The organism is Spirosoma terrae (assembly GCF_010435915.1).
Lineage (GTDB): Bacteria > Bacteroidota > Bacteroidia > Cytophagales > Spirosomataceae > Spirosoma > Spirosoma terrae.
Window position 1 is genome coordinate 163,539 of the sequence record NZ_JAAFZH010000010.1, and the last position, 26,350, is coordinate 189,888.

A 26,350-nucleotide genomic window follows, 5' to 3' on the forward strand; every position below is an offset into this window, starting at 1 on the left:
TCAGTTCTTCTTCAGATACGTATCAAACCAGTCGGCTACAACACCCAGGTCCGACTCCCACATTTCAGCCCAGCCGTGCGCACCGCCCTGATGAATGATTAGCTGCGCCGGTATACCGGTTTCCTTCAGTTTGGCAATAAACCGTTCCGACTGTTCGAGCGGCACCAACGGATCGACGGTACCGTGTAAAAGCAACGTCGGTGGCGTTTCTTTGGAGATAAAATGGATCGGCGACAGTTTTTGCATCACTACCTGTTTTTCCTCTCGCGACTTACCGTCAACGCCAAACTGCAGCCAGAACCGACGTACCGTATCGCATTCGACAAATAACCGGTTCGTATGGCCATAATTGACCAAATCGGCGGGCGGAAAAAAGCAGGCAACAGCCTGAACTCGACTCGACACGTTATCGACGGGGTCCGATGTTTTCAGTGAATCAGGCCGACCAGCACCCGTACCGATGGAAACCGACAAATGCCCGCCCGAACTCATCCCCGATATGCCTAATCGGTTGGGATCGACACCGTACTCAGCCGCGTGATAGCGAATGAACCGCACCGCCCGATGCATGTCCTGCACTACTTCGCCCACCTGATAACGCGGAGCCGACCCGTGTAGAACCAGAAAAACGGTTTGCCCCCGATCCGTGAAATAATGAAAATGCTTCAGTCTCTGTTTGATCGTGCCGTAGTCAGAATACCAGCCACCACTCATGGCATACACCACGCCAATGCCGTTGGGTTTGGCCGGTTTCAGCACCTCCATCGTCAGAGCCATACCGAATTTTCGACCATACACTACGTCCTGAATCCGCGTAACGCCGTTGTTGGTTACCTGCTGAACAACCTGATTCGTTGCTGGAAGCTGACTCGTTCGCGAACAGGCTCCCGTTAGAAAGAGATAGAATATAAACCAGACGTAGCGTTTCATGGCTTTGTTTTTACAGTTTGGATAGTCACCGGCCCCAACAATCCCGATTCAATGAGCGGGACTTGCTTCCAGGGCACACCTTTATATCCAATAGCAATATTGCTGTTCGTGAATTTTTCGCCCGTAATGGCATCGCCCGTGAGTCGGTTCGACCACGTATTGGAAACCTCTACTTTCAGTTGATTTTCCCCCTTCCGCACTACGTCCGTAATATCAAACCGATACGGTTCAGCCCACGTAATGCCCAGCTGCTTTCCATTCAGCCACACATCGGCGATTTCCGATAGGTTTCCGAGATCCAGATAAACCCGGTCGCTTCGGGAGTCGAAAGACGTAGTGAATGAGAACATTTTCTGATACGTACCAGTCCCCGAAAAATACTTGACTCCCGACTGTTCTGACGCTGTCCACGAGATTAGCTCAGGCAACGTAACAGATTCTGGTGCTCCCCAATTCGCAGGAAAATTCAGTTGCCACGAACCAGTTATAAGTTGCTCCACCATGTCGGTTTTTATGCGTTCCGGCACTTTGGTTTTGCCAATCAACGTAACGGTGCCTCCTTTAAGAAGCCGTACACCATCGGCCGTATACTCGAACAAAGGCAGTTTTTCGGATTGTATTGCTGTAAAATGAGGTTTGGCAGCGGCTTTTCGAAAAACGACAAAATACGAACCGTAGGGCGGCAACGTGAGTGGCAATCGCAGTTGCTGGCCTTTCTGCTCATAAATCGAAACGGGTATAATCTCTCCCGTTATCGGATTCCACAATTCCGGTAGTTTACCTGTTTGCCGAAACGAACTTTGGGCCGAAATCCACTCGTTGGTGGTGTTACGAATCAGATAAAAATCGGTATCCTGCTGGCGATAATGCACGTAATCCAGCGTCGATGGCAAAGCGCCCGAAAAGCTAAAATCCGGCCCTACTGATTGTTGTTGAAGAAGGGCCAGCGGAGACGATTCTGAGAACGTAGCACCGCTAATGACACCACCTTGCTTGGCCAACTGACGAAGTTTTGCCAGTACTACGTCCGGTATTTTATCCGTTTTGCTCAGCGCCAACACCTTAAAGCGAGCCCCGTTCGACAACGCCCATTGACCGTCTTTTACCGTTAGGTCATTCAGCAGAATATCGGTATTAATGATCTCGTAATCATAGCCCGGCCCCACCGTGAAGCGCGTGTTCTTGGGCGCTACGAAATTCGGGACTTGGTCGCCATAGTAATACACCACCTCGGCCACAAAATCCGTGTTTTGCAGTACGTGCGATACGCGACCCAGGTAATCCGTAAACGGTTTCACCTTCGGCCACCACGTCTGTTTGTCGTTGAAATGCGTACCGGCGCTGTACACAATGCCCGGAAAACCCGTACCCGTTGGGTTGTGGCTAAATCCGTGAATCACGACCCGATTCATGCCTTCGCAAAAGGCCCGGTCGGCAATGGGTTTCAGATCGAACGGGCCTTCCTGCCAGTGATGAAAACTCGTAAACGACTCCTCCTCAACCATCCGGCGTTTGTAAATATGAGCCGCAGCCGCAATTTCCTTCACGAGCCACATAATGTCCACGCTGTCGGGAGCCATGTATTGATACCGACTCCAGAACTCGCCACGCGGTACGTCGAGTGCGCCCAACGCTTTCAGGGTTTCGACCGGTACGTTGTGAAGCGGAGGTCCCGGCCCACCCGCTTCCGACGCAATCTGTAAGCCATTCTCGTGACAGATTTCACCCGCTTTCCGGTAGTGGTTCTGAATCATCAAATCCGACAACGTCCGGTTAAAATCCTGCTGAAAATCAGCCGCCAGAGCTGGGTTTAGCAGCGTTTTATCGAAAAGCGCCGGAAGAAATTTATCGATAGAATAGCCGTGAATTTTCCTGAACATGGCGGGCAAGGTCGGCGTCCAGACAAACCCGGTTGCTTCATAACTCGCCAGATACAACGTCTTTAGGGTCGTCTTCGAAAAATCGCCCAAGCGCGGTTTCAGCTTACCAATAAAATATTGAAAATGTGCCCGCGTAGCCGACGAATCGAAGTGATCGATGATGGGCCCTTTCGAGTTTTCGCTGGGTAACTTTAGCTGCTCGCCCGAGTTGGAGCAGACGTAGCGGTAGACCTCCCATTTACCCGCCGGTACGTTCCAATTCAGAATTTCTTTGGTCGTATCGAACTGCCGCGACAGCGAAACGATCTGATTTGTATCGAGCGTTGTTGTCTTGTCGTGAACGGGTAAGGCGACAACGGCGATTTCCTGATGATAAACGGGGCGACCGTCGGCACCGAATTCAATGACGCGGGGCTTTCCACGCTCGTCCAGTTTCGAAATGTCCGGGAAGGCCAATTTAATAGCTTGTTGGCTTCCTCCATCGACCACTGTTTTGGAGAAATAAATCGACTTGGCCGCATGTTGTGGCCTAATCCAGCTACCGCCCGCATTCCAGCTACTCGCCAGATTCAAGCCCACTTCCAGCTTCAGCCGTGTTGCTTCGCGGATGGCAACTTCAATGGCTTTCAGTGACTCATCGCTCATAAACGGCGGACCGGCTTTCACCATTCCCTTCGGATTATTACCTGCTGATACGCCAATTTCAAAAATATCGACGCCACCAATTCCGGCCGCTTTCATGGCGTTCAGTTCCTGCTTGAGCCGAACCGTGTCGACATTGCCATTGAGCCACCACCAGTACGTTTTGGGCCGCGCCTGTTGCGGAGGATTTTTGAATCCCTGCTGGATTTGCTGATACGTAACGTTCTGCGCCATTCCCGACAAAGCCAGTACGGTCGACAGGAAAACAAAAGCGAGTATAGTCTTCATCGGCCTGGATTAACGGGTTACGGTTTGGATGGTCACCGGCCCTAACAATCCTGATTCAATCAGCGGCAACTGCCCCCACGGAACCAGATTTTTATTGGCTTTGGTGATGTTGGTTTTGGTAAATTTCTCGCCCGTAATGGCATCGCCCGTCAACCGATTCGACCACGTATTGGCCACCTCTACTTTTACTACGTTGCTCCCCGATTTCACTACGTCCGTAATGTCCACCCGATACGGGGGCGTCCACACAACGCCCAGCGATTTACCGTTCAGCCACACCTCGCCCAGTTTCGACACCTGCCCCAAATCCAGATATAGACGACCGCTTTTGGCCGCTGTAGGCTTGTAATCAAACGTCTTCTGATACGTAGCAATGCCCGAGAAATACTTGATCCCCACCTGTTCTGACTGCGTCCACGACATCAGTTTGGGGAACGTAGCGGATTCAGGAGCCCCCCAGCCTTTGGGGAAATTGAGTTGCCACGAGCCATCCAGCGTCTGTACCGTTTTACTCTGTTCCGCACTCGCCAAACCATCACTACCAATGTTACCAGAAATCGCTCCGGTCTCTTTACCAAACACCACAAAATAGGCGCCGTTGGGCGGCAGCGTAACCGTCAGGCTGGTACGTCCGCTGTTAGAGGATGACGTAGCAATGGGCACGACGTTACCCGTCACCGGATTCCAGATTTCTGGCTTCTTGCCCAACTGCCGGAAGGTGCAGGTTTTCGTAATCCACTGATTCGTCGTGTTACGTACCAGATAGAAATCCAGCCCATTTCGTTGATAATGAATGTAATCGATGGGCGTATGACGCTGGTCAGCTTTCTGATCGGCATAGCTAAAGTCCGGCGCTACGTTCATCGCTTTCAAGGCATCAATAGGTTTAGCCGATGGCTCCACCAGACGGGCTCCTTTCTTCGCCAGTTGGTTTAGCTTACTACGTACCTCGGCCGGAATTCGTCCTTCGGTACCGATGTTCAGTACGCTGTACGTTCCAACGCCCGGCAATACCCATTTACCATTCTCGACCATCAAATCACGTAGCAAGACCTCCGTATTAACAATCTCATAATCATAGCCCGGTCCCACAGCGAAGCGCGTATTTTTTGGGGGAACCAGATTCGGCACGTTGTCGCCGTAGTAGTGCAGCACATCGGCCACGAACTGAGTCTTTTGCAGAATGTAGGAGATGCGTCCCAGGTAATCGTTGAAGGGTTTACTTTTGGTCCACCAGCCGTTGCGATCGTTGTAATGGGTACCCGCGAAATACGCCAGACCGGGATAGCCCATCTGAGACGGATTATGCGTAAATCCGTGGATCACCAGCCGGTTCATCCCTTCGCAAAACGACCGGTCGGCCAGCGATTTCAGATCGCCCGGACCTTCCTGCCAGTCCCAGTAACTGGTAAACGATTCTTCTTCAACGATGCCGCGTTTGTAAATGTGCGAGGCAGCGGCAATCTCCTTCACCAGATAAATCATATCGACCAGACTGTCTTTATCATTCTCCATGAAGAATGTCCGGTTATACCAGAACTCGCCACGCGGTACGTCGATAGCACCCAGCGCTTTCAGACTCTCGACCGGAATATGATGCAAATGTCCCGGCCCACCCGATTCCGAAATAATTTGCAGCCCGTGCTGATTACAGATCTCCTTCGACTTGCGGTAGTGGTTGTTGATCATCAGCTCGGAAAACGTCTTGTTGAAGTCGAACTGAAACGCCTGCGCAAGCTCTGGTTTATACCAGTTTTTATTGAAAACGGCGGGCAGAAACTTATACAGATCGTAACCGTGCAGTTTTCTGAACGTAGCGGGTAGCGTTGGCGTCCACGTAAACTCCTTGGCTTCGTAGCTGGCCAGATAGAGGTTTTTTAACGGACTTTTTTTGAAATCGCCGAGGAGCGGTTTCAGCTTGTCGATGAAATACATGACGTGCATCCGCGTGGCCGTCGAGTCAAAATGGTCGATAATTGGGCCGACGGAATGGGGCGTTGGCCGTATCAACTGCTCGCCTGAATTGGAGCAGATGTAGCGGTACACATCCCATTCACCCGCCGGAGCTTTCCAATTTAGTTGCTCGGTTTTCGGATCGAAAAAGGCTGATACGTTAATAATTTTCGCGGTATCCAACTGCGTTTGCTGCCCCGCCGGAAGCGCGATCACGGCAATTTCTTCGTGATAGGCTGGTTTTCCATCCGGGCCGTAAGCAATCGGACGTTTGTTACCCTGTTTATCAGGTGTGATGGTCGGGAAAGGCAGTTTGGTGGCTTGTGAAGCATCGCCACGTACCGTTGTTTTCGAGAAATAAATGGTTTTGGCGGCATGTTTGGGCGTCACCCACGTACCGCCCGCATTCCAGCTACTGGCCAGATTCAGACCCACTTCCAGCCCCAGTTTACCGGCCTCTTTGATGGCCATGTGGATCGTTTTAACGGACTCATCGCCCATGAACGCCGGACCCGCCGGAATCACCTGATTCAAATCGCTGGCAGGCGGTAATCCAATCTCAAAAATATCGACACCACCCAAACCCACGTTCTTGATGGCCTGCAATTCTTCTTTCAGCCGAAGCGTGTCGACGTAGCCGTTGAGCCACCACCAATACACTTTCGGTCGGGCGTGCGTTGGCGGATTTTTGAAGCCTTGTTTTAACGTAGCGTAGTTGATTGGCTCAACCTGCGGAACTGAAGACGCCATAGCAATCACCAGACCCAGCCCTGATAGCAAGGAAATGAGTTTCATAATAGAGAAAGGCTATTCCTGATGGAACGCAGATTTTTATGATACATATGATTGGCACTGATTAAATCATATGTATCATAAAAATCCGCGTTCCATCAGCTTAGAAATGAGTTACCAGAACACCACCAGATCGCCCGTTGCATTTTCGACAACGTAGTGATTGCCGAACTTTTTATCGCCAGCTTTAAACACAGCCTGCGGCTTTTTCCCCCACGGATAGCCCGTGTTCGCGTACACGTTTAGCCCCTTTTCGGTAATGCCCTCGTCAGGATAGATACGTACCGTAGCGTTTTTCAGGCCCGTCAATTTCACACATCGGTTTATGTGCTGAACACCCGACGTCATTTCCTGACACGAGATCATTCCCTCCTTCTGATCGACGAAGAAACGGCTCTCCCGATGCCAGGCTTTGGGCAGGTTGTAGACCGAGTAACCATCGGCCAGTTCGGTTTCGTAACCCGTCAGGATGGGTGCACCCTGCGGCATTTTGAACCGATGCGTAATGGTGGTGTTGGGGCAATAGCCGGAGAAGAAAAAGCCGTTGCTACCCCGCGAAATAGTCAGTACCGGATTCTTGACCGACGGATTCCGCTTGTCTATTCGATAATCCAGCCCAAACTCGTTCAATACGTAACGCATCAGCAGCGGGCCGGTAAACAGTTCGTCGGGATTGTCGGGCGTAAGGAGTTTGCCGCCCGTAAATTTGCTGGAATTGGTGCCGCGTACATACGCTACTTTTCCGCCTTTCCACTCGGGTTTGCTACGTGTCCAGACGACGTCGCGGCTGTTGCTGCCCTGCTTCATAGTCGCCAGTACGTTGGTCGATTTGTCGGCTTTGTCTTTCACCGACGTAGCAACGCCCCCACCCGAAAACAAGGCCTGGTGCGTGATTTTAGTGGGATACGCTTTCGTCAGCCTGTCGAACGTAATACGCGAATTAACCTGAAAATCACCTTCCAACGCCGACCCATTCTGCAAATTGAGCAGGTTCAGAAACGCTTGTCCGGCATGATCGGCAGGACCGTAGACGAGCAGTTTACCACCGTTCTGTACGAAATCAATCAGTGATTTTTCGAGCGACGACCCGGCATCCGGTACAATGCTTACGAGAGTCGATTCATTGAAAAACGTTGGTTTAGACGTAACGACTTTCTGGAACGAGTTGGTCGAAATAATCGTGTTCAGCGGGAAACCGTTGTTGATAGCCTGCCGAATGAGCCAGTCGCCGTAGTAGATTTCGGGCAATCGCTTTCCATCTTTATAAGCCCAGGTGTGGTATTCCTCAAACGGATATACCCAAACCAGCGGACCCGGAGCCGTCGGTGAATCGTAGCGCGCTTTCAGGATGTGGGGCGTCACCTCGTCGGGCACCTGAGCGGGCATTTCGCCATACGTATTGTCGGCGGTCAGGAAATTTAGGTGCGTCGGCAGTTTGATTTCGCCTTTGGCATTGATCCGCGACACCGCCATTGGCAGATAAATATCGTGCGGCTCCTGCCCGTACCGATCAAGCCAGGGGCTGTTTACCCACCAGGGATCGTGCGTGTAATACCGGAACAGATACCGCTCGTCGGGCAGCTCGGCCATCCGCGACATATAACCGACCATTTCCAATCCAAAATCACCATCGAGGGCGGCCCAGGGCGAGTTGGGCGGGGGCAGCATGTTGTATTTACCGCCGTAAATCTGCTTCAGATCAACACCATCGCGGGCCAAGTCAGCCCCTGCCGAGAGGTTCGTACCGCGTGTCTGAATCTGAAAATCAGGGCATTCTTTGCGAAAACGATTCCAGAAATCAGCGATCAACTCCCGCGTATTCGCCAGTTTTTCGGCCGCAAACTCTTTCCCGTTGAAAATCGCGCCGGTCGATGACCAGCCTTCTACGCCAAAGCCAAATCCATTGCTGAGCCAGATGAAATCGTAGCCTATGTCGGTCAGGAAATGCTGACTCTGGCGACCCAGAAACGTACCAAATGGCGTATTGGCCGGAATACCTTTCGGGAAGCCCGCATACGGCTGACTGTCGGCATTCAACGTAGCGTAGCAGCTCACCATCGTTTTGTGCCCCATCGCGTTACCGCCCAAAATTTCGGTGTGCTTCTTGTATTTAAAGTCCGACTTGGCAAACTCCGGCCCCGGATCGAACGTAGCGCCGACGCGGACAGGCTTTCCGGTTATGCGTTGCCCGGCTTCTTTCAATGCCTGCACAATGAATTTCAGATCGCCATAGTTGTACGCTGGCGGATTGTCCATGTACACCAGTGCGCGTTGGTGCAGCGACAAATCGGCCGGGCCGGAACCAACTTCGTGGTCGGTGTTCGGGTTGCCCATATACTTGGCCCATTCGAGCGGCTGGTTCATCTTGCCGGTATAATCCAGAATCTCCGAACCGTCGGACGTCCACATCATGACAGACACCGTATCGGTATGACGTAGCAGCGATGCCCATTGGGTGAATAATTCTGTGGCTACCTGCTGAATATAGGCTTTGTCGTTCTTCTTAAATGGCTTGAGCGAAAGTTCGAGCGTTACGTTGTTGAAGTTTTTACCACGTAACGTCGAGTTGTCGAGGTTAGGCGTATCAATACTGGTTGTAAAGCCGAAGATGGCGATACTTAGAGCACTGACAAAACCGATGAGTTGCGTACGCATACGTTGAAAAGTTTAGACAAAAAGCTTTCTGGCCTGCCGAAAACCGGAGCTTTCGGCAGGTAAATTGTATAGCAAAAAATGAGTTATTGATTAGTGATTTCTATCGTCCCATAGTGAGTCGAATTTGAGCGGGCGACTGCTGTGCATCCTGAAGCTGAATAGCCAGTTGTCCGTCTTTAAACTGCGATCTGTCGATGGCCAGCGTAATGGTCTGCATACCCTGCGGCAGGTCGGCCAAAATACCTTTCGCATTCATTTTCAATGGTTTCTGCCCAGCCCAGGCTGTTACGCCAGCGGTTGAATTGAAATCCAGATCGACGTTTCCTTTGCTGACCACTTCCATGTCGAACCGAACAAAGCTGTAGCGTTTTCCCGGACTTACCTCCACAATCGGAAGCTCATCGACGGGCAATCCACCCGACACGTTGCTGTAGATCGGCATGGCGGGTAGTTTGCCGTTGTCTTTCGCTACGTAGCCCGCGTCCTGCGCCACTTTTTTAGCCAGTTCCTTACTATCCGAAATCGTGTTCCAGCGCCGGACAAACCGGGTGGTTGGTACACGAAATTGCCCCGATTCGCCGATTTTCGACAGGAAACCAATCAGATTGACAAACTCCTGCTTATCCAAACCAGCCGTTAAGCCGGGAGGCATCAGCGAACCAGGCGTTTTTTCAACGGTCGTAATCTGATTTTTCGGGATAGCGATTTCCGTACCCGATACGTCACGTACCACCAATTCCGACGTACCGTTGCTAACCAGATACGCCATCATTTCGGTGCCATCTTTTTTCACGATACGTTGCAACTCGTAGCCTTCTTTGATCGACACCGTGGGGTACAGCACCGACCGAATGATGGTTTCGATGGGCGAACTAGTACCCAAACTGCTTAAATCCGGCCCGATACGTCCGCCCGCTCCGCCAATGGCGTGGCAAGTTTGACAAATCAATTCCTGCTTCCGAAATACTTTTTCGCCCAGCATCGGATCGGCCGATTGCCGAACCTGCGTAGCTAGCGACGTAATTTCGTTATCGTTCAGTTGCTGCGGCATTCGCTCCATTGGCAACGTACCACCGGAGTTTTCGAGTGCTTTTTGCAGCGCTAATGTTTCGTCGGTTTTCTGCCGATTCCAGGGCATTCCCCGCACCATCAGTTGTCGGCCGGTTTTAGCAAATGACTCCGAAATCTTTTTGGCTGCTATGGCATCGGCCAACGCCTGCGTACCATTTTTCGACGCAAAAAACGCCTGAAATAGCTCAGTAGCGTCGGTTTCAGCGGGCACCGTACGTAGCAAATCCGAGCCGATACGGGCCGCTTCCGTTGCATCTGCCGACACCAGTTGGGCCGTTGCCAGCATCCGCAAATCGGCTGGGTTTTTCGGACCGCTCATGTCGACCAGCAGCTTGCGCGTTTTGTCGGTACCGATAGATGCCAGCGCGCTCAAGGCCGCTTTTTTGACGGGCTTTTCGCCTTGCCGAACCAACGTAACAAGTCGGTCGTTCAACTCTTCCATCTTCCACAAACCCACCAGTCGAATCGCGTTGGTAGCCACTTCCTGATCGCTGCTACTCAAAAAATTATCAATACGGTTCAGGTCGTTCGATGGTTTCAGTTTCCGTTGACGAGCGGCATCGGCCAGCGCACTCAACCGAGCAGCCGTTTGCTTATCCTGCGCGTTTTGAACGGTCATATCGAATACCGTATTCAGTTCAGCGACCTTGCCCCATTTCGCAATCGACGCCAGCACATCTTTCTGATATTCTTCGGGCACCTGCCCTTTCTGATAAAGTTGCGTCAACTGAGCAATGGCGTCGGCACTGCTCACCGATTTCAGCGCAAAAACGGTCTTTTTGCCGTCGCCCAAAAAGTTCGGTTCGCTTTTTAGCTTGCTGGCCCATTTCGGCTCCAGTTCGCGAACGGTTTCCCAGAGCGCAAAGTCCAGAAATTCATCCATCGGCTGATCGAGGGCTGTTAGTGCAGACTTAGCCGCTTCCGCCGAATTAACTTTCCGCAGAGCCACCACTGCTTCCAGACGAACGCGTGGGTGCGGGTCCTGAACCGCTTTCGAAATCAACGCAGCTTCGTCCTTGATTTTTCCGTGCCACAACTGGAAGGCACGTAACGCAGCGGCCCGCGCATTATGGTCTTTGGCATTGAGCAGCGAACGTAATACCGATTCATTGACGGCGTCGAGCGTTTGATACGTCCAAAGCCCTTCAAGCAATAAGTGTTCGTAATCAGCCGCGTTTTTGTCCAGATCACTCACCCATTTATCCAGCGCCGGAATAACCTCCTGCCAGGGCCGACGTTTCAGCGTTTGTTTGGCCTGCAAACGCGTCCAGTCTTCGGGCTGACGTAGTGCGTCGAGCAGTTCAGTAACGGATGCTTTTGCCAGATCTGGCTTTTTCACCAGTGGGCGGTTTTTCGCCACAATCCGCCAGATACGACCGTGCTGCTGGTCGCGACGTGGATCGTGGAAATCGACTTCGCCGTGCTGAATGATTGGGTTGTACCAGTCTGCTACGTAGATAGCGCCATCGGGTCCCATCGAAATATCGACCGGGCGAAACGCTACGTGGTTGGTCCACAGCAGATCGTCCTGCTGTTTCGAGACAAAGCCACTCCCCTGTTCTTCGAGCTTGAAACTATTGATGCGGTTGGCCCGGAAATCGTTAGTGATCAAGCGTTCCTGCCACGCATCCGGCATGTGTTTTCCGGTGATAATGTCTAGTCCGCTGTGCTTGGGCTGGCCGGGATTCAGACCACGAAGAATGCGCTCAGCATTGGGTGCGGTTACGAACGTAGCACCGGGAAACGCGTAGTTAATTCCCTCGCCACCAGCACCATCGGTCAGGAACGAACTGCCCCAGCGCGAAAACTGCAAACCCCACGGATTAATCAGCCCTTTGGCGTAGACATCGAGTTCAAGTTCTTTAGGCCGTAACTGCCAGACACCACCGCCCTCCAGCCGTTTGATACCCGACGGTGTTTCGACGTGGCTGTAGATGTAAATCGACTGGTTGAAATACAGACTACCTTCTGGCCCCCACCGGAATGTGTGAATCAGGTGGTGCGTATCGGCAGTCCCAAAACCGCTTAGAATCCGGCGTTTTTTGTCGGCTTTTCCGTCGCCGTCCGTATCCGCGAAATGCAGAATTTCGGTCGAGTTTGCTACGTATACACCCCCATCGCCGGGCAAAATTCCCGTTGGCGTGAGCAGACCTTCGGCAAAAATGGTCGACTTATCCGCCTTGCCGTCGCCGTTGGTATCTTCCAGTACAAAAATCTTATCGTTCGCCTGCTCGCCCGTTTTCAGGTGCGGATAGGCCGTACTGCTCACCACCCACAACCGACCTTCGGCGTCCCAGTTCATCTGAATGGGTTTAGCCACCAGCGGTTCGGCGGCAAACAACGTCACTTCAAACCCGTCGGCAATCTTGAACGATTCGAGTTCTTTCTGCACGTCAGGATCGGGCACGTCGGCCTTTTTGTCCTGATTGACCAGTGCCGTTGTGAGAACGAGCGCCGGAACGATCAGACTTTTGCGAAGAAAGGATAAGCTTTTTTTGAAACGGATGCGTTGCATAACGGTGGGTTACTTTAGCTGGGTAAGTTGATACGTTGCGGCTTTGGGTTGGTTGGTGGCGGCAATCTGCCCTTCGAGCCACGTAATGATGTAGCTCTGTTCTTCCAGCCCTTTTTTATGACGCCCCTGTTCGTAGGAGCGAAAACCGATTATATAAGTCTGATTCAACGGGCGATACTGAAAGAAATGCAGTTCGTTCTTTTTCTGAATGAGTGTCTGCAATTCGGCCGACCGCGTAAACGAAGGCCCCTGCCGGAGCGTAACCCCGTAGGCCCATTGTTTGGCCGATGCAGTCACTACTTCGTCGTTATCGACGGTCAGCGTATAAAATCCCTTTTTCAAACCCGTTATCGTCAGTTTTCGACCGTTATCAACTGGTATGACTTTTCCATCCTGCTCCGGCGCTGTCAGCGGCAGATACGATTCATCGACTACGAAACTCACGTTGTCAACCGCTTTGTCAACGTTCAGCAACTTCGTCGGCGTGGCCGATTCAGCCGTCTTTTTTGCTACGTCGATGGTAATCCCGGCGTTACGTGGTGACAATCCTAACCCTTTCTCCATCGCCGTAGCCAGGTAATAGTAACCCGTTCCGTTGAGGTGAATACCATCGTCGGTAATCACCGCCAGTTTAGCTGCTTCCTGAATCGGCTTAAACAGATCGACGTAGCGCTTTTTCCGTTCAGCCGCCGTTTGCGCAATAGCCGATGCGTAGGTCGCTAAAGCCGCGTTCCGTTGATTTACGTTGTCTGATATGGGCATTAACACCGGAATTGGCGAGACCAGCACCGTTTTAGCGCCCAGCGAATCAATCTTGTCCAGCAACCGGTTTAGCCCTTGTTTGAACCGACCCAATCCGGCTTCGCCATCCTGCGCTTCAACGCCACCATAGGCCAGAAAAACCACCGTTGGCCTGGCGTTGGCGATTTGCTGAATGAGCAGCTCATATGGCGAAGGTGGCGTTGTTACGTAGCTACGCGCTTCGCCAAATACGTTATCGCCCGACCAGCCAATGTTGCGAAATGTTACGTTCCGATTCGGGAAACGGGTGGTTAAGGCCAGTTCCAGATACCCGAACTGTACGTCATCTTCCATCAGCGAATTACCCAGGAAAATCAACCGATCACCCGATTTCAACTCAAATGCTTCGGCATTCTGGCCCAGCGCCATTCTGCTTAATACACTCGTTAGCAAAAAGAAAAGTAAGCCTAATGTGGTCGGTTTTCGCATGGGTAATTCGCTTGTGTGCTGTTGGTTTAGTAGCCCGGATTCTGCTTCACGACGGTTGGGTTCAGATCAACTTCGTTTTGCGGAATCGGGAAAATTAGTTCAAAATCATCCAGTTTGAACGAGAGCTTCAGGTTCGCGTAGTGCGCATTCATGACTGCCTGTGCCCGTCCGGTCCGAACCAGGTCGAACCAGCGATGGCCTTCGTACAGAAACTCAACCTGCCGTTCTTTTTCGAGTGCCAATCGGACATCGGCCTGACTGGAACTGGCCAGATTTGGGAGTTTTGCCCGCGTTCTTACCAAATTGATATAAGGCAAAGCATCGGCAGTTTTACCCTGTTCGTTGAGCACTTCGGCATACATTAACAACACATCGGCATACCGTAGTGGAATAAACGTAACGCTACCGTCGGACAGATCGATAGCTCTGAAATCGACAAACTTCAGGCCGTAGCGACTGTAGGATTTCCGTCCGCCAATCAACGTAACGGAATCATTGACCGAAACCGCCTTGCGGGCATCGCTGGTTTCGTAGGCCCTGAACAGATCGAGCGTGGGCGTAATCCGTCCCGACCCTTGCAGGTTGTTCGTGAAAATGGCCATGCTGGTGATAGCGGGCGTAAAAATGGCCGAATAGTTATTGCCCATGCTACGTCCCGATACGTACTGAATCTCGAAAATCGACTCGGCGAGGTTATTATTTCCGTTCGTAAACAGCGTCTGGTAGTTTGGTACCAGCGAATACGATTTGGCGTCGATCACTTCTTTCAATTTCGTAGCGGCCAGGTCGTAATTCTTCTGGGTCAGATACACTTTTCCAAGCAACGCTTTTACGGTTGCGGCCGAAGCACGGGTTTTGTCCGTATTTACCGTAGCGGGCAGCAGGGTTTCGGCTTCGGTCAGATCGGCCAATATAGCTTTATACACGTCGGCGGCTGGCTTCAAGGCCAAATCGGCCGACGATACCTGGGCCGGGCTGCTAAACGTCTGGGTAATGATGGGCACATTGCCGTACAGCCGAACCAGGTAAAAATAAGCGTAGGCCCGCAGGAATTTCGCTTCCCCTTTGATCCGATTTTTAGCGGTCTGGTCGAAATTGATAGCATCGATCCGATTCAGAATGGCGTTGCTGCGCGAAATAGTATAGAGGCAGTTGCTCCACACGCTCTGTACGAATCCGTTGGTCGACGTAACGGCATTCTGGTCCATCTGCATCTCATCGGTAGAGGGCGACGACCACTGAATTTCGGTATTATCGGTCGTGAGTTCAGTCATGTACAGCACGGGACTCGTACTGAACAATCCCCGGAACGTAGCGTACACCCCGGTGAGGGCGGTTTCAAAATCATTCTGGCTTTTGTAGAACGTTTGGTCACTGATCTGATAGTCGGGCGTCAATGCCAGAAAATCTTTACAGGAAAACGCTGACGTAGCCAGTAGCAGGAATAGAACTAGTTTCTTTTTCATGGCAATAGTCGATAATTATCGGGCAGTTATAGCGTTACGCGCAGGCCAAGCGTGAATGTTCGTGGGTTCGGATAAGCGAAGAAATCGATACCGCTACGGGCTACGTTATCGCCGGTTGTGCTTCCTTCTGGATCATAACCGGGATATTTCGTGAACGTATACAGATTCGTTACGTCGGCATAGACCGAAAGCGCCTGTAATTTCAGCTTGCTTGCCAATGGCTGCGGGAATGCGTACGACAGGTTGACGTTACGTATCCGGACGAACGAACCATCGAACAGATACTTGGTTGTTACGGAGCTAAAGCCGAATGCGTAATCGTTCCGAATTGCCCGCGAATACAAACCCGCTCCGGGATTTTCGACCGACCGCCAGCGATCGTTCATCGATGCCAGCTGATTTTGTACGCCCGCGCCGTTTAACGATACCTCGCCACCCTGGAAATAGATTTCGTTCCCCTGCGATCCGTTCAGGCTGATGTTCAGACTCAGGTTTTTGTAGGAGAAACGGTTGCCCAACCCCCAGGTAAAATCAGGCCAGGGGCTGCCAACAATGGTCCGGTCGGCAGCCGTGATGGTGCCATCACCGTTGACATCCTGATAGCGAAAATCGCCTGGTTGAACGCGTGGGTGCTGTTTGGGGCTGCTGTTCACTTCTTCCTGCGTCTGGAATACGCCCAGAATGTTCAGCAACCGGAAGCTCGAAATAGGCTGACCCACCTGGGCTACCTGAAAATCAGACGTTTGAATCCGCGACGATTCAGAGTTGAGCGCCAGGACTTTGTTCCGGTTCCAGCTAATGTTGAAGTCGGTGCTCCACTGGAACGGTCCTTTGGCGATGTTCTGCGAGTTGATGGTCAGCTCAAGTCCTTTGTTTTCCACTTCACCAATGTTCTGAACGGAGCTACCAAAACCCGATGCGGCTGGTAAGATGACATTCAGCAGCAGGTTCTTTTTGTAGGTGCGATACGCATCGAACACTAACGACAGCCGATTCTGAAACAATGACAAGTCGAGGCCGAGGTTGGTCTGCACCGATTGTTCCCAGGTCAGTACGTCGTTGGCCAGACTGTTTGGTACGACACCCGACACCACCTGTCCGCCCTGCACATTACGCAGAATGCCCAGCAATCCCTGACTGGCGTAGTTCGGAATCAGGTTGTTTCCGGCAATACCGTAGCTGGCCCGGATTTTCATATCGCTGATGAAACTCGCGGGCTTCATGAACGACTCATCCGACAACCGATACGCGACCGAAAACGACGGGAACGTACCCCAGCGATTCTGCGCGCCAAACCGTGAGCTTCCGTCGGACCGAACCGTAGCGGTAAACAAATATTTACCAGCCAGCGTATAATTGACCCGCGCCAGCCACGACATCATCGACCATTCACTCTTGTAGTTCGTTCCCGACGTAACGGCGCCAGCGGCCAGATACGGTACGTCGTCGGTAGGGAAATCGGTAGCTCCGGCCTGTAAAATCTCGTCGGTATTTTTCTGGATCGTGTAACCCACCAGCGCGTCCAGATCGTGCAGAGAACCGTATTTGTGGCGATAATTTAACGTGTTCTCATTCAACCAGTTCAGGCTTTTTATTTCGGTAACACCCGCCGTTGCGGCACCCGTGCGGCTGGTGGCTAACCCCACTTTCGAGGATTTCCACAACCGGGTAATGTTGTTCGAATAATTGACGCCGATCGACGATTTGAAGAGCAGTCCCGGTGCAAATTCGTATTGCAGGTAATTGTTCGTAAATACGTTGGTGTTGTTTCGTTTATCCGAAAACTCAGCGGCAATAACAACCGGGTTTTCTACCGGAATACCCGTCGGGCTGGAGAACTCCGAATAAGGCGTTCCGTCGGGGTTGTAGACCGGAATGGTTGGGTCGCTGGCGAGGGCTGCCGAAATCAGTCCCCGGAATTGCAGGTGACCTTCCGCGCGGGCAAAATCGCCGTAGGAATGCGCCCCCGAAAACGAAGCACCCAGTTTCAACCGCTCGGTCAGTTGCGCGTCGATGTTGGTACGTAGCGTGAATTTTTTAAAGTTCGACCCAATGATGATCCCTTTCTGATCGTAGAAACCGCCCGATACGTAGTACCCCACGTCTTTGCTGGTTCCAGCCGCCGACAACTGGTAATTCTGCACCAGGCCCTGCCGAAAAATAACGTCCTGCCAGTCGGTTCCCTGATTGGCAAACTGGGCTGGATTCCGAAATTCAGGTTTCACCTGCGTAGCGGTGCTACGTATGTTATTGGGATCGGTGGCTTTTCCGCCCGCAAAAATCCAGGCGTTATCGCGGCCTTCTGCTACGTATTCGGCATACTGCTGGGGCGAAAGCAGTTTGATTTTTTTCGCCAGCTCCTGAATACCTGTCGAATGCTCAAAACTGATGGTTGGCTTGCCCTGCTTACCGCGCTTGGTGGTGATAATGACAACGCCGTTCGCACCACGCGACCCATAAATAGCCGTTGCCGACGCATCTTTCAGAACCTGAATCGACTCAATATCAGCCGGATTGATCGTACTCAGCGGATTAATCCGGTTCGTGCTACTGCTATTGGCAATGCCGCTAGCCGAATACGAATTAGAAGCAAACGTCGACAGATCAGAACCGCCACCACCCGTACCAATGGCGTAACCGTCCACGACGTAAAGCGGTGAATTACCACCCGTAATGGAGCTAATACCGCGAATCACGACGTTGACGTTACCACCGGGAGCACCCGACGTTTGGGAGATTTGTACGCCCGCCACTTTTCCCTGCATCATCTGATCGACACTCGTTGCCGACGGAACCGGCACCAGATCTTTGCTGGTCAGGTTGACAATCGAGCCCGTGAGGTCTTTTTTACGTTGCGTTCCGTAACCGACAACCACTACGTCCTGTAGTTGCTGCTGGTCGGATTTCAGCGCTACGTTAATCGTTTTCCGATTGTTAACCGGTATTTCCTGGGCAGTATAGCCGATAAAACTGACAACCAGCGTAGCATTGCCCACTACGTTTAGCTTGAAGTTGCCATCGGCATCGGTTGTGGTTCCGTTGGTGGTTCCTTTTTCCGATACGGTGGCCCCCACCAGTGCTTCTCCATCGTCGGCCGTAGTGATTTTACCGCCAACTGGCCCTCGGGCCGACTGCGCCAGTACAACCTGAATACTGATGAGCAGCGTAAACAGGCTGCCAATCAGCCCGTGTCGTAGGCGATGCATTAAAAAAGGGTTCATACATACAGTAGGTTTAAGGAATTGGTAAACAGTTTATTATCAGCGAACAATAACAGATTCGACTTTGAGGTAGTCGGCAATCTGCTGTATCGTTTCGGCATGGTGACCCACGCCAAGCGCAAAATGGTGCGTTGGTCCTTCGCTGATCCAGCGTTTCAGGAATGTCCGCACATCGGGTTTGAAGAAGCCGCGCGTGTTGGTGTTGCCCGTTGGTGGAATTGGTCCCGCAATCGACTCCCCTTCGGCAATGACGAATTTCATTTTACCGTCGAAAGTTGAACTGATGCTTAGCATCGTTATCGGCCCTTCCTTGATTTTGAACTCCACCCCTGCCCCAAAACCGGGTTTGCCGTGGTATTTTTTCAGACTACGTAGCACCGGTTGTCCTTCGGCAATGGCGATGTTATGCGGGCCATCGTGCCCAACCAGCACAAAACCTTCTTTAAAATCGACCGGATGGAATTCAGCGAAACTGCCGCCGATACCCAGTCGTTCCATAATGAGCATGGCAATACAGGTTTTCAGATCCGACTCGCCACACATCGGAAAACCCGCACCCTGTAGCAAGGAGTTGCCCACAATCAGGTTCGACATCACGACGCGTGTGTCGCTGTTGTCAGGACCGTCGTAGTAATACGCCAGGCCGTCCAGTTTTTTGGCTTTGATGAATCGTTCCAGTGCCACAGCCGCCTGAGCCGCAATGTGCAGATCCGAATCCCGCAGTTTCTCCGAAATTGGATCAGAAACCGGGTCGGGCGTATCGAAATAAGCCAGAATCCGTTCTTTTACGGCGTCAATTTCTTCGTTGGTTGCCTGCTGGTACTGGGTCACAATTTCGTGCGCTTCGCACTGAACAATGTGCGCCCCAAAATGGGCCGTGAGCATGGTCGAATCGGAGTGCATGTCGAGCATGGCCTCGATGGGGTGGCCAATGTGGCCGATCCTCGACGTTTTCAGATCGTGCAATACAGCCGCAATCCGGCAGAATTTTTCGATTTCGGCATCAGCCGCTGGGTCGTCCTGCAACGTACCGATGATGGTTTCCGGTACTTTTTTACCCATCCGAACGGCTACACCCGCAAACTCAGGCAGCGAACAAATATCATCGTTGTACAACTGCATGTAGGTCGACGCCCGGCTGTAATCCATCGCCTGATCGGGCTGAAGGGCTACCAGCACAATCGGCACGTCGATGCTTTTGATGATGATGCCGAACGTACTGGACGTAGCGTAAGTGAGCATATCGCAGAAAATCAGGTCGAGGTTGGCCGCGTTGAGTTTTGGCACCATCTCGTAGGCTTTCGTTACGTCATCGACCAACCCAAAATCAACAATTTCGGCCGAATCCAGTGCTTCGATTTTCTGGATAAAAACAGCCTGTTTCTGCAGCATATCGTCAAGTAGCCCATCGAACTGTCCCCAGTATTTAAAATACCCTACGCCAAACACACCGATTCGAGGTCTTGTTTTTTTTCGTTTTACGGGATTGACCTGCTGATCGGCTAACCCATTTAGGGATTGATTTTCCATGTACGTATAGTTTATGTCTTATAGCAATTCAGTTAGTGCACTAAGTCAATTTTAGTACAAAAAAAATAGAACGCGGATTTGTATGATGGTTTATGCTTAATCCGTCAAATCATACTCATCCGTGTTCTATACTATCGGTAACCGGCTTCGGATCGCCTTCTAAATTCAGGGCTTTAATTCTGGGAATCAGCAGAATAAGAATCACGAAAGCAAGCGGATACAACAGGCCAGAAGCAATCCAGAGCGGTCGATAGGAATAATTTTGAATCACTACGCCCATCAACGGATTGAGTAACAGTCCAGAAACCGCCCCCGCCGTTCCCGATAATCCGACCACGGTCGATGTCGCTTTCTGGCCAAACATATCCGAGATCGACGTAATGTAATTGGTAATCCAGAAGCCGTGCGCGAACATAAATACAGCCATCAGCGCCACCGCTACGTTCACCGACGACACCCACTCAATGGCCGGAGCTGCCAGCGTCAACGCAGCCGCAATACCCATTACTGTTTTACGTGCTTTGTCGATGCTGAACTTTCGCGCAATCAGCTGACCGGAGAACCAGCCACCCACTACGTTGGCAATACCCAACGCCAGAAACGGTATCCAGAACAGATTTCCGATCTGCTCGAATGATACGTTACGTACTGAACTGAGGTATTTCGGAATCCAGAACATCATGAAATAGAAGACCGGATCGAGCAGAAACCGGATTATGATGAATACCCACGTAGCACGCTGTTTGAGCAACGTCAGAAACGGAACCGTTGCTTTTTCGGCCGACGCTTCTACTAAAAGATTTTCTTTTTCCCAGGGAATAACTAACCAGACAACAACCCAGGCAATGCCGATGAGGCCCGGAATCAGGAATCCACCACGCCAGCCATAATTCGCCGATAACCAGATGGTTAACGGTGGAGCAACAACCGCCCCGATTGCTGAGCCACCAATAGCAATACCATTGGCAAGTGCCCGCTCTTCTTTGTCGAACCACCGATAAACCGTCCAGGCAGCACCGGGAAAACAGCCCCCTTCGCCAATGCCCAGAAAAAAGCGAAACGTAACGAGTTGGGTAAAGTTCGTGATGATAGCGTGCAGACTATTGGCCACCGACCAGACACCCACCGAAAGAGCCAGTCCCAGTTTTCCCCCTACCCGATCAATCAGCCAGCCGCCCAGCGTAAACATCAGCGCGTAACTAATCAGAAAGCTGGTGTTTACCATACCGTATTGCACGTCGGTAATATGAAACTCTTCCTGAATCCGAATAATGGCTATCGATAGCACCTGCCGATCCAGAAAGCTCAGCCCTGTGGCAATGAAAAGCAGAAAAACAATGAACCAGCGTAAGGGTGTTCGCATAGTACTTAACGCACTAAGTTAGGATACGCAAAGATATAAGCATAGAAAACAGAAAAGCAACAGATTTGGTATTTTTTTCTAATAAAATTGAAATAAATCACCAGTACGCGTAGATAGCTATACTTCTCCGTACGAGATCAAGTATCAGCTCGTCAAAACCTACTGCATAGGTGTTTTTAAAAATCTTTCCAGAGTGGATTCCTTCTACAAACGCATGCTGCGGAGCTACGATGAAGTCTGAAGCTGTTAGGGCTGGCTACGGCTTTGTCATAAGATAAATAGATCACCGAAAACACATTAGGTCATTTTTGTCATGATGACGAAGCCGGGCGGTCGGTGCCGAAGCATGACAAAAAGGCCCTTGTAGGATACTCTATAATTTTTTTGCCTGAATACTTAACATTGTCAAGTTGTCTCGGCTGGGACTGTTGTGTTTCAGTAAATCAGTGTTGCCGATCTGGATCTTAAGGGCACTTTTCAAGCACCTGGCGGGGCTCATCCAGGACTAACTCGGTTGCTGTTATGGAACGGATGGGTCGTCGTCTGTCAGGCCGTGGAAATAAACCATTCGTAATTCCTGCGTATCGCATCACCAGTATATCGCCTTCTAACCAGTATGTAAAGAAATATGTGCTATTAACTGGCTGGCAAGCCTTTACGGTATCGTCTACTGTGTACACATACTCGGCATCGAATGTCCAGCGTATAAACGGTTTTCCAGTGGCTGAGGCCGACGCCGACAGGCTGTTCCAGGTACCCACCAATTGGCCAGGCCGAACGGATACTTCAGGTTCCTGATGACATCCGACCAACACCAGTAAGAATATCCCTAGAATCTTTTTCATGATCCAGCTTTCGAGAATAAACGATCTCTTTTTTGTTGCTGAAAGGACTCCCTTTCACCGGAAAAGGTTGTATTGGATCGAGTGACACGTATCACGACTACAAAAAACCCAGGCTCGTCCGCCCTCCTGGTGCGACCGAGCCTGGGTTTACCCTGTTAAAAGGAATTGTTCTCCTGGGCAGTGATCAGCGTTTACTGACGTTATAAATCTATGCCGTTTCAGGTAAGAAAACAGACTTATCCCGTAGGAACGTAGCCACCCAGATAAGAATCATTGGTAGCAGCGCGTTGAATGGTGTACCGTGGGAAAGTTCAGTAGCCAGCGCACCAGCAAAATAGCAACACAGGAGGATGAAGCCAATCTTCATGGTTTTAGAATAGAGAAAGAGAGCCGCGAAGCCGATTTCCATCAGCCCCAGAAACACTATGTAGTCGCCCACCCCCACTTTGCTTAACGTATCAACTATTTCTGGCGACTGGCTCAGCTTCATAATACCACTCAAAATGGTCATGCCAGCCGCGAGGGCTGTAAATATGATGGTAACGATACGCTTTGTTTTCGCATTCATTTTCGTAAACGGATTAAGTTCTCCCGAGATTTATTGACGGGACAAACGTACACGAACTTACTATCCATTTGGTAGCAGTTTCCCAAAGGATACCACTATCCTTTAGGAAATCGCATGGCTGATTCCGTGGCACCTAGTATCTTTATACTTAGTTAGTGTATGTAAGCTAACAGGCATACCAATATGGTCATCGACGAACCGAAAACTGTCTGGCGAAGACATGAGACTATTCAGGAGTGCACATCCAGCCTCAGGGGCGTACAGGATGCACTGTACGTACTGAATGGCAAATGGAAATTACTCATTATTATTTCCCTGAATGAAGGGCCAAAGCGATTTCGGGAGTTGCAGCGCCAGGTAAACGGCATCACGGCTAAAGTGCTGAGCAAAGAGCTGAAAGAACTGGAAATAAATGAATTCATTACCCGAAATGTCTATTTAACCACACCCGTTACTATTGAATACGAGTTGACTGAATACAGCGCGACTCTGCAGCCGGTGATCGATGCACTAAGTAACTGGGGGAATCAGCACCGGAAACGTATTACAGGAAAGGACTCGACAAAGAAAGAGGACGAAGTAGAAGTCAGTATGAGTATGTAATGCAAACGGTCCGAAACCTCATGGTTTCGGACCGTTTGCATTATGCACAATTAACAATGGCTTATGCCACCGGCTCCGACTCGTTTGGTTCCAGATTAACAGGTTGCATTTTGGGTGTAAGCAGGTGCATAACCACCCAGGCTACCAGGTAGGCAAATCCGCAAATCAGAAAGATAATACCATACCCAGTCTGCAAATCGCCCGCCTTTTTATAGCTATCCAGAATCCGTCCAACAATCTCGGGGAATATAATACTTCCAACTGACCCGGCCATACCGCCAATCCCGACAATGGAGCTAACCGTTCGCTTAGGGAACATATCTGAAGCCGTGGTGAAAATATTAGCACTCCAGGCCTGGTGAGCAGCGCCCGCCAACCCGATCAGCGCAACAGCCGTCCAGATACCGGGTCCAAACCGGACCGCAATCACCGGAAGCACCAGAATAGCAAACATCAGCATAGCGCCTTTCCGCGCTTTCCAGACGCTCCACCCTCGCCCTATCAACCAGGAAGACAGATAACCGCCACCAATACTACCGATGCTCACCAGCGTGTAGAGAACGGCCAGATATAGGTTTGGTTTCTTGGTATCGAGATTGAACGTAGTCGAGAAGTAATCCTGTAACCAGAACAGGAAGAACCACCAGATCGGATCGGTCAGCATTTTTCCGAATACAAACGCCCAGGTTTGACGGAAACTGAGCAGTTTACCCCAGGATACCGGCTTGCCGTGGTCGGCCACCTCATCGGGAGTGTGTTCGTTATCGCTGTGGATATAATCGTATTCTTCTTTCGAGAGTTTGCGTTGCTTCGACGGTATTTCGTAGCCAACGTACCAGAAGACCAACCAGATAAACCCAACCGCTCCCGTCGCCAGAAAGGCCATTTCCCAGCCGTACAGACCCAGAATCCAGGGCACAACGATGGGAGCAATTACGGCACCGATGTTAGCTCCTGAATTAAAAATACCGGTAGCCAGTGCCCGTTCTTTCTTTGGAAACCATTCGGCAACGGTTTTAATGGCTGCCGGGAAGTTACCAGCCTCCCCCAACCCCAGCCCGACTCGGGCAACAATAAAGCCTAACGTACTGGTAGCCAGCGCATGGGCCATAGCAGCAATGCTCCAGAAAATAATGGCAATGGTATACCCCATTTTGGTCCCTATCCGATCAATAAACCGCCCAAACAGGAGCAGGCCAATGGCATAGGCTGCCGAAAAAAACTGAACAATACGACTGTAATCCAGCTCCGACCAGTTAAACTCTTTTTCGAGGGTTGGTTTTAATAAACCGACAACCTGCCGGTCGAGATAGTTAATGGTGGTAGCAAAAAAGAGGAGTGCTACAATAGTCCAGCGGTAATTTCCAATGGGTTTGTTCATGCGAATTGGGTAAGAAATGCAGCAATGGTCGGGCTAAAAGAAGAAGCGTTTTCAGGTGGTTTACTTTTTCCTGACATACAGCTCAACAATCGCCAGTAGAAAGAGTCGAAAAGCACCGTTTCATACCCATCTACGGTCCTAAAAAACCGTTTTTTTGTCATGAATGGCCTTCACACCGTCTCTATACCGGATGGCGGCTAGTTCGATCGTCCTCTATCCGACCTTGGCACAGTAACCCTATCACACGGAATCCATACGGTATAACTGCGAATTCAGGCCCCAATTCCAGCAGTTCAGTATCAAACCCATAGCCTCCGGTTCGGCAGCGACCTAGGTTTGTTCTGACAACGTATACTAAACCAATACAGATCATGAATAAATTGCTGTACAGTACGGTGCTGAGCGTGTTGATGCTGGGATTTTCAAGCTGTAAGAAAACAGAAACCATCGATCCTCCACTGGGCACGACCTGCAAACTGACACAAATTGACCGGGGCAATGGTAACAAACATAGTTATGAATACAACGCCGATGGTTCTATAGCCAAAATGACCATTCATTTTAGGGGAGCTACCGCTACCGAGCCCGAAGAAGTCTATGAATACACTTTCTCCTACAATACGAACAAGCAGATTACCGGTGCTACGATCAAGCTCAATGGCCAGAAACCGACTCAGTTAACGAACTGGGGGGTGGGCGATGCCGTAAGCTTCACCTGGTCGAGTGGAAGGCAGCTGACCAAAGTAACCGACCTCCTCGGTTCGAAAGCCATGCTGACCACAACCGTTACGTATGATAGCCAAGGTCGAGTAACCAGTCTTAAAGGGACACCTGATCCAGAATGGGGAGAACCGTTTGAAAAAACGTTTACATACGACGCTCAAAATAATCTACGGTACGTATTTCTGGAAAACGATTCGCCGGTCTACTACGAAGATGTAACCGTCGATAACACCCTGAAAAGTGCGGAATCGCTGTTGATGGAACGTGGTCTACCTTACGATATTTTCAATACGGCAGCCTGGCGCACCCACGTAACCCGTGAATTGAAAGGCTATGAGGTTGATGAGGCAGGAAAAGCGACCCTCACCCGTACGCTTAAAGCAACCAATACAGTTACCAATTCACAGAAAATTGCCATCGAGCAAGTGTCTGACGACAATGGCAAACAGCGTACCATGACGTTTACGCTAACGGATTGCCAGTAGCAGTGTACGAGCATGATTTACAACGTTGAACAGGAAACGTCTCCGGCTTTTTTACAGCCGAAATGGCCAAAAGAATACTAATTGGCCCGGACAAAGGGAGCTACAGCACTTGATTACTCAAGTATTAATACTTATCTTTCTAAGATTTCTCTCATGTGTTTTCAATCCCTGCTGACTATGTCGGCAGGGATTATTTATTATGCTATGGG

Annotated in this window: 15 protein-coding genes; 2 read left to right on the forward strand and 13 right to left on the reverse strand. The window is 50.8% G+C overall.

The window, feature by feature from the left end; all coding sequences use genetic code 11:
* The 12 genes from GK108_RS20530 to GK108_RS20585 all read right to left on the reverse strand — a co-directional run bounded on the left by GK108_RS20530 (position 1) and on the right by GK108_RS20585 (position 22,949).
* Complete coding sequence (locus tag GK108_RS20530) at positions 1-930, reverse strand: alpha/beta hydrolase (RefSeq protein WP_163952582.1); 930 nt, start codon at positions 928-930, stop codon at positions 1-3.
* Positions 927-3,740: a glycosyl hydrolase gene (locus GK108_RS20535; RefSeq protein WP_163952584.1), complete on the reverse strand. Its 2,814-nt coding sequence runs from the start codon at positions 3,738-3,740 to the stop codon at positions 927-929. The genes GK108_RS20530 and GK108_RS20535 overlap by 4 nt, the downstream gene beginning before the upstream one ends.
* Positions 3,741-3,749: 9 nt before the next feature.
* Complete coding sequence (locus tag GK108_RS20540) at positions 3,750-6,488, reverse strand: glycosyl hydrolase (protein WP_163952586.1); 2,739 nt, start codon at positions 6,486-6,488, stop codon at positions 3,750-3,752.
* Between the two features lie 111 nt (positions 6,489-6,599).
* Positions 6,600-9,140: a hypothetical protein gene (locus tag GK108_RS20545; RefSeq protein WP_163952588.1), complete on the reverse strand. Its 2,541-nt coding sequence runs from the start codon at positions 9,138-9,140 to the stop codon at positions 6,600-6,602.
* 100 nt (positions 9,141-9,240) lie between these two features.
* Positions 9,241-12,726 (reverse strand): PVC-type heme-binding CxxCH protein, encoded by a 3,486-nt coding sequence (locus GK108_RS20550; protein WP_163952591.1) that lies wholly within the window; start codon positions 12,724-12,726, stop codon positions 9,241-9,243.
* A gap of 9 nt (positions 12,727-12,735) precedes the next feature.
* The gene (locus tag GK108_RS20555) at positions 12,736-13,956 is read right to left on the reverse strand and encodes a GDSL-type esterase/lipase family protein (protein WP_163952593.1); all 1,221 of its coding nucleotides are present in this window, start codon (positions 13,954-13,956) and stop codon (positions 12,736-12,738) included.
* A 26-nt stretch (positions 13,957-13,982) separates the two neighbouring features.
* Complete coding sequence (locus GK108_RS20560) at positions 13,983-15,422, reverse strand: RagB/SusD family nutrient uptake outer membrane protein (RefSeq protein WP_163952595.1); 1,440 nt, start codon at positions 15,420-15,422, stop codon at positions 13,983-13,985.
* A gap of 26 nt (positions 15,423-15,448) precedes the next feature.
* Positions 15,449-18,643: a SusC/RagA family TonB-linked outer membrane protein gene (locus GK108_RS20565; RefSeq protein ID WP_163952597.1), complete on the reverse strand. Its 3,195-nt coding sequence runs from the start codon at positions 18,641-18,643 to the stop codon at positions 15,449-15,451.
* Positions 18,644-18,682: 39 nt separating this feature from the next.
* Positions 18,683-20,173 (reverse strand): L-fucose/L-arabinose isomerase family protein, encoded by a 1,491-nt coding sequence (locus GK108_RS20570; RefSeq protein ID WP_163952599.1) that lies wholly within the window; start codon positions 20,171-20,173, stop codon positions 18,683-18,685.
* A 115-nt stretch (positions 20,174-20,288) separates the two neighbouring features.
* Positions 20,289-21,536 carry an MFS transporter gene (locus tag GK108_RS20575; protein WP_163952601.1) on the reverse strand — a complete coding sequence of 416 codons (1,248 nt, stop codon included), beginning with the start codon at positions 21,534-21,536 and terminating at the stop codon, positions 20,289-20,291.
* A gap of 464 nt (positions 21,537-22,000) precedes the next feature.
* Complete coding sequence (locus tag GK108_RS20580; protein WP_163952603.1) at positions 22,001-22,381, reverse strand: lipocalin family protein; 381 nt, start codon at positions 22,379-22,381, stop codon at positions 22,001-22,003.
* Between the two features lie 208 nt (positions 22,382-22,589).
* Positions 22,590-22,949 (reverse strand): DoxX family protein, encoded by a 360-nt coding sequence (locus GK108_RS20585; RefSeq protein WP_163952605.1) that lies wholly within the window; start codon positions 22,947-22,949, stop codon positions 22,590-22,592.
* 183 nt (positions 22,950-23,132) lie between these two features.
* Here GK108_RS20585 and GK108_RS20590 point away from each other — a divergent pair, with 183 nt between their 5' ends.
* A complete protein-coding gene (locus GK108_RS20590) occupies positions 23,133-23,552 on the forward strand; it encodes a winged helix-turn-helix transcriptional regulator (protein ID WP_163952607.1) in 420 nt (139 codons plus the stop codon).
* Positions 23,553-23,613: 61 nt separating this feature from the next.
* Here GK108_RS20590 and GK108_RS20595 read toward each other — a convergent pair whose 3' ends face one another.
* Positions 23,614-24,933 carry an MFS transporter gene (locus GK108_RS20595; RefSeq protein ID WP_163952609.1) on the reverse strand — a complete coding sequence of 440 codons (1,320 nt, stop codon included), beginning with the start codon at positions 24,931-24,933 and terminating at the stop codon, positions 23,614-23,616.
* A 371-nt stretch (positions 24,934-25,304) separates the two neighbouring features.
* Between GK108_RS20595 and GK108_RS20600 the strand changes: the two genes are divergently transcribed.
* Positions 25,305-26,141 carry a hypothetical protein gene (locus GK108_RS20600; protein ID WP_163952611.1) on the forward strand — a complete coding sequence of 279 codons (837 nt, stop codon included), beginning with the start codon at positions 25,305-25,307 and terminating at the stop codon, positions 26,139-26,141.
* Positions 26,142-26,350 lie beyond the last annotated feature (209 nt).

What these genes read in the sequence shown, in the direction of transcription:
- GK108_RS20560 (WP_163952595.1), bottom strand. Translation starts at nt 15,422, where the DNA reads ATGAAAAAGAAACTAGTTCTATTCCTGCTACTGGCTACGTCAGCGTTT.
- GK108_RS20575 (WP_163952601.1), bottom strand. Translation starts at nt 21,536, where the DNA reads ATGCGAACACCCTTACGCTGGTTCATTGTTTTTCTGCTTTTCATTGCC.
- GK108_RS20595 (WP_163952609.1), bottom strand. Translation starts at nt 24,933, where the DNA reads ATGAACAAACCCATTGGAAATTACCGCTGGACTATTGTAGCACTCCTC.
- GK108_RS20530 (WP_163952582.1), bottom strand. Translation starts at nt 930, where the DNA reads ATGAAACGCTACGTCTGGTTTATATTCTATCTCTTTCTAACGGGAGCC.
- GK108_RS20585 (WP_163952605.1), bottom strand. Translation starts at nt 22,949, where the DNA reads ATGAATGCGAAAACAAAGCGTATCGTTACCATCATATTTACAGCCCTC.
- GK108_RS20535 (WP_163952584.1), bottom strand. Translation starts at nt 3,740, where the DNA reads ATGAAGACTATACTCGCTTTTGTTTTCCTGTCGACCGTACTGGCTTTG.
- GK108_RS20540 (WP_163952586.1), bottom strand. Translation starts at nt 6,488, where the DNA reads ATGAAACTCATTTCCTTGCTATCAGGGCTGGGTCTGGTGATTGCTATG.
- GK108_RS20600 (WP_163952611.1), top strand. Translation starts at nt 25,305, where the DNA reads ATGAATAAATTGCTGTACAGTACGGTGCTGAGCGTGTTGATGCTGGGA.
- GK108_RS20555 (WP_163952593.1), bottom strand. Translation starts at nt 13,956, where the DNA reads ATGCGAAAACCGACCACATTAGGCTTACTTTTCTTTTTGCTAACGAGT.
- GK108_RS20545 (WP_163952588.1), bottom strand. Translation starts at nt 9,140, where the DNA reads ATGCGTACGCAACTCATCGGTTTTGTCAGTGCTCTAAGTATCGCCATC.
- GK108_RS20550 (WP_163952591.1), bottom strand. Translation starts at nt 12,726, where the DNA reads ATGCAACGCATCCGTTTCAAAAAAAGCTTATCCTTTCTTCGCAAAAGT.
- GK108_RS20570 (WP_163952599.1), bottom strand. Translation starts at nt 20,173, where the DNA reads ATGGAAAATCAATCCCTAAATGGGTTAGCCGATCAGCAGGTCAATCCC.
- GK108_RS20565 (WP_163952597.1), bottom strand. Translation starts at nt 18,643, where the DNA reads ATGAACCCTTTTTTAATGCATCGCCTACGACACGGGCTGATTGGCAGC.
- GK108_RS20580 (WP_163952603.1), bottom strand. Translation starts at nt 22,381, where the DNA reads ATGAAAAAGATTCTAGGGATATTCTTACTGGTGTTGGTCGGATGTCAT.
- GK108_RS20590 (WP_163952607.1), top strand. Translation starts at nt 23,133, where the DNA reads ATGGTCATCGACGAACCGAAAACTGTCTGGCGAAGACATGAGACTATT.